Raw genomic sequence first — 9,880 nt, forward strand, 5'->3', positions numbered from 1 at the left:
CGCGCTTCGTGCTGCGGCCTCGGGACGCGGTCATCGGGCGCACGCTGCGCAAGCAGGTGCAGCGGGGGCGCTACAGCGTCCGCGCCGACACGCGCTTCGAGGACGTGATGCGCGCCTGCGCGACGGTCCCCCGGCCGGGGCAGCGCGGCACGTGGATCACCGACGAGCTGCTCGAGGGGTACGCGCGCCTGCATCGGCTCGGCTTCGCGCACAGCATCGAGGCCTACGAGGGGGACGAGCTGGTCGGCGGGCTCTACGGGGTCAGCCTCGGGCGGGCGTTCTTCGGTGAGTCCATGTTCGCGCTGCGGCCAGACGCCTCGAAGGTGGCGTTCGTGACCGCGCTCGCGCACTTCGTGCGCTGGGGCATCGAGCTGGTGGACTGCCAGGTGCCCACCGCGCATCTGGCCAGCTTCGGTGCGGTCGAGTGGCCGCGTGCGCGCTTCCTCGCGGTGCTGCGCGAGGCGGTGGCGCACCCGACGCGGGTCGGCGTGTGGACGCTGGACGCGACCCCCGCCGAAGTGCTGAGGAACCTCGGGCCGACGCCCGCGGACGCGCTATCGTAGGGCTGCTTTGCCCACGCCACCCGAAGAGCACGAGGTCGACGCCGCGGGGAGTCCGACGGCCCCCGGGCCAGCTGCGCTCGGCGCGGGGACCACGGGTACGGAAAAGGCGAAGCCGAGGCGCGCGCGCCGCGTCCTTTCGTGGGCGCTGCGGCTGTTGGTGCTGGGCCTGCTCCTCGTGGTGGCCGCCGCCGGGCTCGTGGTGGTGGCGCTGGGCGCGCTGCACCACCCGCGCATCAAGCCGCACGTCGTGGCGGCCGCGCTCGAGCACGGCGGGCTCGCGCTGGACTACCGCGTACTGGCGGTGTCGCTCCGGGACGGGACGATCCACGCGGAGGGGCTGGTGCTCCAGCAGCCGGAGCGCTTCGCCGAGCACGCGCCCAACTGGCTGTCCGTCGACGCGCTGGACGGTTCCCTCGACGTGGACGCGCTGTTGGACGGGCGCGTGCACGTTACCGACGTCCGCGCGGGTGGCGTCGAGCTGCACCTGGTGCGCGACGCCGAGACCAGCACGTTCGACCTGCTGTTCCCGAGCGACCCGGACGAGGTGGCAGCGCCCCTCGAACCATCCAAGCTGCTGGGCCTGCTGCGCGGGCTGGGCGTCGCGGTGGACGGCGCGACCGTGGAGCTGCGGCAGGCGACCATCACCGAGGTCAGCGGGCCCGTCGTCGTCTCGCGGGCGACGCTGGACGGGCTGACGCTGACGGGGCACCTGCACGAGTCGACGCCTGCGGACGCAGGGCCGTCGCAGCTGGACGTGGCGCTGGCCCTGCGCTCACCCGAGGGCGCGCGCTCACGCCTTTCGTTGATGCAGACCGCCAGCACCGAGCTGGACGCGGAGGGACAGCCGCTGCGCGCGGCGCTCGACCTGTGGACCGAGCTCGCCGTGGGGGTGGAGCTGGCGGTGCGTGACGACGCCAGCTTGAGCGTCGCCCTCGAGGCCTGGCCGCAGCCGGGGTTGGTGCCGGAGACCGAGCTGCCGCTGCAGGCCGCGCTCACGCTCGGGCTCACCTTCCACGAGGACGAAGGGCGCACCTCGCTCGACCTCACGGTACCGTCGGTGCTGGGCGGGCTCGCGCAGGGGCGCGTGACCGGGGAGATCCGCGACGACACCCCGACCACCCTGCGCCACGCGAGCGGCCGCCTCGAGGTGGGGTTCGAGGCGCTCCCCGTGACTGTCCCGGGCGTCACGGCCGAGGGCTTCCGCGCCACGCTCGCGCTGAGTGACGCCACGCTGGGTCCCGACGGGGTCGCGGGGGACATCGACCTGCGCGCGTCGTTGGGCAGCGCCGTGGTGGAGGAGCGCTGGCCCGCGGGTCGCGTGCAGGACGCACAGCTCACGCTGACCACGCGCGCGACGTCGCTCGAGCGCTTCGACACGTATGCCCTCGACCTCTCGGCGGGCGGACTGGCGTACCGCGAGAGTGAGGGCCCCGAGGGCGCGTCGGTGGAAGGCGAAGCGCTGTCACTGCACCTCGCGGGCCCGACGATGGACACGCGCTGGGTGAGTGGAGAGAACGGCGCGGACGCCGCCGGAGCGCCCCCGAGCGAGGCGCGCGGGACGGCGAGTGGTGCGGGAGGCGTCACGGACGCGCGCGCGAACGACGTGCTGACCGTGTCGCTGGCGCGGCTCTCGCTTGGCGCGGGCGGAGACCAGGTGGCGCTGACGGCGCCCACCGCGCGCGCCGAGGGCCCGGGACTCGCGCGCGCGGCCCTCACGGGTGCTGCGCTGCGCGGCGAGCTGAGCCTGGACGCGCAGGCCGTTACGGCGCGCGCCGGGCGCGACCGCGTGAGCACCGACGCGCTGCGGACGCGCGTGTCGCTGCACGGGCTGGTGCTCGACGGGGGCGGCTGGCTGGGCCTGGGAGGCGCGCTGGACGTCGCGCTCGACACCGACGCGCGCTTCTCGGCGGGGGGCACCTCGGGCGACGTGCGTGGACTCGCGCCGCGCCTGCACATCGACTTCGGCACGGGCGAGGTGGACGGGGACGTGCCCGTGGCCGCCCTCACCACGCGTGAGCGGGGCGAACCGCCGCTCACCGTGCGCGCGGTGGCGCTGACCGTCCGCGCGGACGACTTGGACGCGCTCGCGCCTCCGCGGGCTCGTGGGCGCCTGCACGTCGAAGGGCGCGTGGGGCACGTCGCGACGGGCGACACGCAGCTCGCGCTCCCCCGCTTGGCCGTGGACGTGGTCGGCAGCGGCGGCGCCTACACCGCGAGCGTGGACGGCCGCGTGGCAGACCTCGAGACCGGGGGCGAGTCGTTCCCGGGTGTGCACCCGCTGCGGGCGCGCGCGAGCGCGGACCTGCGCGCGCACGTGTATTCGCTCGACGCGCGCGTGGGTGAGCCGGAAGCCGAGCTGGGCGCGGACGGTGTGCCCCGTCCGGACGTCGCGCTGACGCTGCGCGCTGGGCTCGCCGACGACGGGCGCACCCTCGAGCACCGCGTGGAGGGCAGCGCTCACCACCTCGCCGCGCTCGTGCGCCCGCACCTCGCCCCGGGGGTCGAGCTGGACTTCGACGAGTTGCACCTCGAGGGCGGGGGCAGCATCGTGGACGCGCTCTCCCGCCCTGCGCGCGCAGGACAGGTGCTGCCGCTGGTGGTGGACCTCGGGCGCGCCCTGCGGGGCCAGCAAGACCTCACGCTCACCCTGCGCGCGCTACGCTACGGCACGCCCGATGGCCTCTCCGTGTCCGCCCCGAGCGCCACGGTGACCGCGCACGCCGAGGAGCGAGCCGGGCTGACCGACGTCACGGTGACGTCGCGCCTGCCGCACGTGTCGGTCGTGAGCGGCCGCGACACGGCCGAGGTGTCGGACCTCGAGGGACAGGTCGCGCTCACGCTGCCCGACCTGGACGACCCGAGCACGGCGCACATCGCGCTCGACCTGCGCGCCCGTCACATCGCGCAGACGTTCCAGCAGGGTTACCCCGTCGCCAACCTGCGCCTCGTGGCCGAGGCGGACACGACGCCCATCAGCGTCACGCTCACGTCCCTCACGCTCTCGAACCCCGCGGGACGCAGTCGCCTCGAGCTCCGGGGTGCCTACGAAGGCGAGCTGAGCGAGGTGCGCGCCGGTCGCCAAGCGCACGCCGCCGCCGCCATCTACGGGCGCGAGGCGCTGGCGCTGCTGGGCACCTTCGAGCAGGACCTGATGGCGCTCTCGGGGACCAGCTTCGCCCAGCGCGCGGAGGGGACCCTGCGCGTGCCCCTGCGCATCGAGTCGGGCGACCTCGCGACCTTCCGCATCAGCGCCCGCATGGTGGCGCAGGCGGTGTCGCTGGTGGACCTGCGCGTCGGCCTCGTCGTGGAAGAGCTGTCGTGCGACGTGCCCATCGAGGAGGTCGTGACCGTCACGCCCGCGGGCGTGACGCTGCAGCCCAGCGCCCGCACCAACCCGCTGAGCCGCTCTCGCTTCCCCGACGTGCAGCCGTTCTTGGATCGCGACGCGTTCCTGTCGGCGCGGCGCGTCATCCTGGCGGACCAGGTGCTGGGCCCCCTGGCGGGCAACCTGCGCATCGAGGGGACCACCTTCGCGCTGGACCGCCTGCAGCTCGGCTATCGCGGGGGCGTGGTCACGGCGCAGCTCGAGGCGGACATCCGCCGGGGCGCGGCCTACGTGACGATGCGCGGCAACGCGACCGGCGTGCAGGGGCGCGACGCGGAGGACGTGCTGGACGCCAATTTCGCGCTGCGCTTCGCGCCCGAGTCCCTGGCGCTCGACGGGTCGCTCCAGCTGGTGCGGATGAGCCGCACGCACCTCGAGGCCCTGCTGAACGTGCTCGACCCGTACCGCGAGGACACGGACGTCAACACCGTGCGCGCGCTGCTCCCCTTCGGACATCCGCGCACGCTCCAGGCGCGCATCCAAGACGGCCTGATGGACCTGGACCTGCAGCTGGGCGGCATCGCCGGCATCGCGAGCATCGAGGCGATCCGCGCGATCCCCATCGCGCCCTTGCTGGACGACTACGTGGCGCCCATCGTGGACCCGCTGTTCCGTGAGCCCGAGCGCGACGTCCAGGTGCGTCCGAACACGAGTGGCCGCGACCGACGTGCGCCACGAGACGGCCGTGCGGGTGAGGCCGGCCAGGCCGATGACACCGTCCAGACCGACGAGGCCGGCGAGCGCCGCGAGACCCCCCAGCGACGAAGACCCCCATGACGACGAGACTGCAGATGCCGACGACTGAGCGCCTCCGCCCCCTGTTCGTGCTCGCCGTCGGGGCGGGGCTCATGACGCTCGCCTCGCAGGGCTGCGTGCGGGCCGAGGTGGCCGTCGTGAGCCAGCACACCGCGCTCGAGCGCCAGGCGGCGGGCGAGTACCCGGAGCGCGAGACCGAGCTGGACGACGCGGCCATCGAGCCGGGGCCCGAGGCCATCCCGCGCGAGGCGCTGGCGGAGACCGGCGAGGGCGGCGAGCTGGGCGTGGTCGCGCAGCTGGTGGCCCGCGCGGAGACGGACGACGAGCGCATCGAGGCGCTGCTCGGCGCGCGCTGCCTCGGCGAGGCGGTGAACGGGCTCTTGGTGGCGCGGCCCGACGACTGTCGCGCGGACCTGGACGCCGAAGAGCTGGCGCGCCTGGTGGCCCGCGAGAACCTCCATCGCAGGCAGATGTGGGAGTTCCTCAGCACGCGCGCCGAAGGGACCTCCACCGAGCGGGCGCGTGAGACCTGGCGTGAGCTGCACCTGATGCGCGTGCCGTGCGGCGCGATGATCGAGGCGGCCCCCGACCGCTGGGAGGCGAAGGTGTGCGAGCGGTGAGGCGCGCGCAGACGGCCGCCCTCGCGGGGCTCGCGCTGGGCCTCGTGTTCCCCCTGGTGCAGGGCCCGAGCGGCGCGTGGACGGCGCGCGCGACGGCGCAGACGAGCGGGCTGGACGGCCTCGAGGACGAGCTGGCCGTGCGCATGCCAGTGCGCCTGACGGCGGGGCACAACAACCACCTGATGGCCAGCTACGCCGAGGTGGGCGACGCGCTGTACTTCGTGGGCGACGAGCTGGGCACCACCGAGGTGCTGGTGCAGTCTCCCCCGAGCGGAGCGCCGGTGCGCGTGTTCGAAGCCCTGGGGGACCACGCGCTACCGCGCGTGAGCCCCGACGGACGCCGGCTGGCCTACGTGTCGTTCGTGCACGACTCCAAGGGCGACGTGTGCGTGCGCACGCTGCCGGCGGGCGCCGAGCGCTGCGTCACGGACGACGAGACCGCCGAGCTCGAGGTCATGTGGCTGGACGACGGCGACACGCTGGGGGTTCTGTCGCGGCGCGACCTGCACGGGGGGTTCACGTTCCAGTCCATCTCGGCCCGCGGCGGCGCGCCGCGCACGCTGCTGGAGCGCGACGTGATCGGGCTCTCGCGTTCGCCGGACGGGGCGCGCTTGGCGTACATCGCGGTGGAAGCACGCAGCCCGGAGATCGGCGTGAGCTTCGCCAGCCGCGTAGGCCGCGGCATCCACGTGATCGCCATGCCCGACGGGAGCGCGGGCGGTCGCGCGGCGGTGTTCGTGCCGGACCTCCCCGGGGTGTCGGGCTTCCCGGCGTTCTCGCGCGATGGGCACCACATCTACTTCTCGCAGTACCTCAACGACACCAACCGCGACGGCGTCATCGACGGGCGCGACAACAGCGTCATCGCGCGCGTGGGCTTCGACCCGTCCCGCGCCGACCCGTTCGCCGGTCAGTCCGCGGAGCAGCTCACCAGCTCGCGCTGGAACTGCCACTACCCTTCCCCGACCGAGCACCGCTTGCTGATGACCTGCTCACACGGCGGCTCGCTCGACATCTACGCGCTGCCGCTGGACGGGGTGGTCCCGGAGAGCTGGGACGTGGCGCGCCTGCGCGCGGAGCTGCACGTCGCGCGCGACCGCTGGGCGCAGCTGCTGGTCGCGAGCCGCCTGCTGGTGCTGCTGCCCGAGGGCGCCGAGCGACGCGCGGCGCTGCAGGAGGTCATCGCCCTGCACCTCGACCTGCGCGAGTACGAGTCCTCGGTGTACTACGCGTCGCTGCTGCAAGCGCGCGCTGGGGCGAGCGAGCAGGGCGCGTGGGCGCAGCTGATGGAGGCCCTGGCCCGTCACCGCCGCGAGGACTTGGCGCTGGCGCGTGGGCAGCTGAGCCGCGCCTACGTGGACAGCGAACGCGAGCGCCTGAGCGCCGTCGCGCAGCTGTGTCCCGCCGCCCTCGCGAGCGTGGGGGCAGGCACGTCCGGCGCGGCGGTCTCCCCCACACAGGACACGTGCGGGCTCGCCGTGCTGGTGGCGAGTGAGCTGCTGGACGACCTGGGGGACAAGGCCGAGGCCCTGCGCCTCCTGGAAGAACTCCGCACCCAGCGCGTAGCGGGCCTGACCGACGCGCACACGCTGCGGCTCTACGGCGCGCACGCGGCGCGTCTGTACGGGCACCTGGCCGACCGGGACGCGCTGGTGGCCGTGCGCGCCGCCCTCGCCGGCCACCCCGCCCTCACGGTCCAAGAGCACGTGGTGCAGGCCATCGACGTGACCACCGAGCTGACGCGGGGCCGCGGCCGTGCGGCGGGGTCGGCCGCGCTGGCCAACCTGCGCGCGAGCGTTCCCGATGGCGGCGAGCTGGCGCTGATGCTGGACGTGGAGCTCGCGCTGCGCACCCTGCTGGACCCGCTGCCCGAGAATGCGGACGCGCGCGAGCTGGGCGAGGAAGCCGAGCTCGCCGCCGCCACGAGGCGCGTGGAGGAAGCCGCGCGCGAGCGCCTCTTCACGCTCTACACCGCCGACCAGGACCCCGACCGGCGCCGCGCCATCGCGCTCCGCACGGTGCAGTTCGCGTCCCGGCACGGCAGCGAGTACCTGCAGTACCAGTTCGCCACCACGTGGGCGAGCGGTGTCCGACCGGACGCGCCCGAGCGGCGCTACGCAGAAGAGCTCTACCGCGCCATCGTGCTCGAGCGCGCCTACGGCGAGCTGCACGAGAACGATCTGCGCGAGGCGGCGGGCTACTTCTTCCAGGCCAGCCGCAACGCCGGCATGTTCGACGCGCACGCCGGGTTCATCGAGGCGCGCGTGGCGCAGGGCGAGGACATGCGCGCCTTCTACGCGGACCGCTTCGCGAGGACGCCGGACGACCCCGCGTTCCTGTTCGCGCAGGCGTACATCGAGGCGCGCGAGCTCCCCAGCATCCCCCGCGGAGACGCAGGCCGGGAGCGCTTCGCCGCCGCCGTCGCGCGCTGCTTGGCGCTCATCGCCCGCGTGGACGAGGCGCACCCGCGCGACGTCACCGTGCACCAGCTGTGGGGCTACGTCTTCCACGAACAGGCGCTGCGCGAGCGCTCGCGCGTGGCCGGAGCCGAGGCCAACCACCACTACCTGCTGGCGCTGGATCTCGCGCACGCGCGCCCGCGCGCCCGCGCTGCCCTGCTGCAGGCCCTGGGCACGCTGCAGGCCTCGCTCGGCAACCACCGTCGCGCCATCGAGCACATGGAGCGCCGCGCCCGCCTGCCGTTCCCGCGACCCGAGTCCCAGCTGGCGCACCACCTGGCCTTCACGCGCAGCCTGTTCCACGCGCGCCGGCAAGAGCGCGCCGTCGCCGAAGCGCAGGCGGCCCTCGCGTTCGTGGACGCTCACCCGGGGCTGCGACGGTACCGAGCGCTGGCCCTGGACCAGCTCGCGTTCCAGCTGGCTCGACTGGGGCAACACCGCGAGGCGGCCTCGCGGTACGAGCAGCTCCTGGACGCGCTCGCTGGCGAGGACGGCACGCCCGTCAACCGGCTCAAGGCGCTCATCGGCCTCAGCGCCGAGCGCCTCTCCCTCCGGCAGCACGCCGCGGCCCTCGAGGCATTGGACCAGGGAGACGCGCTGCTGCGCGCCCACCGCGACCTGCAGTCACGCCCCGAGGGCTCGCTCCTGGATCGCTACGTCTACGGGCACGCACGGTACGAGGCGCTGCTGGCGGGTCTGCGCGCCGAGGCGCTCGCCGGGCTGGGCCGTCACGACGAGGCCGAGCGCGCGCTGGAGCACCGGGAGCGGCTGCTGAGCGGCTTCTTCGACGAGAGCGACTCGGACGACGATCTGATGCCGCTGGCCCAGGTGTCCCTGCGCCGCGCGATTGTAGCCCGCGTCGAGGGCGACCTGCGCCGCGCCACGCGGCACGCCGAGGAGGGCCTCGCGCGCATCGCGCTGTTCAACGAGCGCACGGGCAGCGTCGTCACGGACGTCAGCCTGGGGCTGCAGCGGGTGCTGGCCGAGCTCGTGCTGTTCCACGGGGTCGAGCAAGCCGGACTCAGCACCGAGCTGGAGCCGCTGCTGCTCGCGTCGTACACGTTCATGACGCGCTTCCCCAGTCCCCGGTGGCGCCAAGACCGGTTACGCTTCTCGTTGTACCTCTCCCTGCTGCGCCTGCGCGCGCCGTAGTCGAAAAGAACAGGAAAGCCATCATGGGCCATCGTCATCGGACCCTCCCCTTCGCCTTGGTGCTCATCGGTCTGCTCGCTCCCGCGGGCGGATGCGAGGAAGAGCCCATCGACCCGCCGCCGCCGGACCCCTTCGGCGACCTCTACAGCAGCGCCACGTTCCAGATGTGCGCCGACTGCCACAGCCCCACGGCCCCCGGCTTCGTGCAGGGCACGGAGACCACCCAGGACTGGACCAGCCGCACCACCGCGTTCACCAGCCTGCAGGGCAACGCCGCAGGCCTCGAGGGCAACTTCGCGGGCTGCAACGGGGTCCCGCTCGTGGGTGAGAGCTCGGCCACCAGCCTGATCGTTGCCGTGTTGGATCCGACCGTGCGCGCCACCTTCAGCGTCCCCGGCTTCCCCGACTGCACCGCCGACGCCATCGCGGACGAGACGCTGCGGGTGGGCAGCGTGCCCGCCGCGACGCTCCAGGCGCTGAAGGACTTCATCGACGACGGCGGCTTCGACTGAGCCCGCGAGCGGCGGCCCTCCGCCGCTCGCAGCATCACATGCGGCGCTCCCTCACCTCGGGGCGCCGCCGCCTCGTCTGGACCCCGTGCTGGACGGGCGCGTCGATGTTCCTTTGGCCGCCGCACGTCGACGGCGTTACTCGCGGAGAGTGCCGAGACTGGGCGGCCGAGCGCGTCGGCTCCATCGTATCCCCTCCGTCAGCGACGTCCGAATGGGGCGCCCGCTCGGTTGACAGGGCGCTGATGTCGTGACCGGCCGCAGTCGCCCGGCGCTACGCGGCGAGATCTTCGGGGACGTCCTGCTTGGCAGCACGCAACCGCTGCGCGAAGGCGTCGGGCATCATGGCGTCGAGATCCTTGTCGCCGCGGAGGAGGCGCGTGAGCGCGTCGCGGAGGTAGGCGCGGGGCGAGATGCCGAGCTTGCGGCAAGTGAT

Annotated in this window: 6 protein-coding genes; 5 read left to right on the plus strand and 1 reads right to left on the minus strand. The window is 74.0% G+C overall.

Annotated elements, in window-relative coordinates:
* The 5 genes from H6726_32615 to H6726_32635 form a co-directional block, all read left to right on the plus strand.
* Window positions 1-563, plus strand: a 563-nt coding sequence (locus H6726_32615; protein ID MCB9662428.1) for a leucyl/phenylalanyl-tRNA--protein transferase, incomplete at its 5' end; no start/stop codon positions are given.
* 7 nt (window positions 564-570) lie between these two features.
* Window positions 571-4,725 (plus strand): hypothetical protein, encoded by a 4,155-nt coding sequence (locus H6726_32620; GenBank protein ID MCB9662429.1) that lies wholly within the window; start codon window positions 571-573, stop codon window positions 4,723-4,725.
* Window positions 4,722-5,324: a DUF1318 domain-containing protein gene (locus tag H6726_32625; GenBank protein ID MCB9662430.1), complete on the plus strand. Its 603-nt coding sequence runs from the start codon at window positions 4,722-4,724 to the stop codon at window positions 5,322-5,324. Before H6726_32620 ends, H6726_32625 begins: the two co-directional genes overlap by 4 nt.
* Window positions 5,321-8,935 carry a PD40 domain-containing protein gene (locus H6726_32630; GenBank protein ID MCB9662431.1) on the plus strand — a complete coding sequence of 1,205 codons (3,615 nt, stop codon included), beginning with the start codon at window positions 5,321-5,323 and terminating at the stop codon, window positions 8,933-8,935. Before H6726_32625 ends, H6726_32630 begins: the two co-directional genes overlap by 4 nt.
* Before the next feature lie 23 nt (window positions 8,936-8,958).
* Complete coding sequence (locus H6726_32635) at window positions 8,959-9,447, plus strand: hypothetical protein (protein MCB9662432.1); 489 nt, start codon at window positions 8,959-8,961, stop codon at window positions 9,445-9,447.
* 271 nt (window positions 9,448-9,718) lie between these two features.
* On the opposite strand, the gene H6726_32640 is transcribed toward H6726_32635, so the two are convergent.
* Window positions 9,719-9,880 (minus strand): transposase domain-containing protein (locus H6726_32640; protein MCB9662433.1); only part of this gene is annotated, 162 nt, incomplete at its 5' end.

This window comes from Sandaracinaceae bacterium (assembly GCA_020633055.1).
In the GTDB taxonomy this organism is placed as follows: domain Bacteria; phylum Myxococcota_A; class Polyangia; order Polyangiales; family Houyiibacteriaceae; genus JADJJE01.

What these genes read in the sequence shown, in the direction of transcription:
- H6726_32625 (MCB9662430.1), top strand. Translation starts at nt 4,722, where the DNA reads ATGACGACGAGACTGCAGATGCCGACGACTGAGCGCCTCCGCCCCCTG.
- H6726_32635 (MCB9662432.1), top strand. Translation starts at nt 8,959, where the DNA reads ATGGGCCATCGTCATCGGACCCTCCCCTTCGCCTTGGTGCTCATCGGT.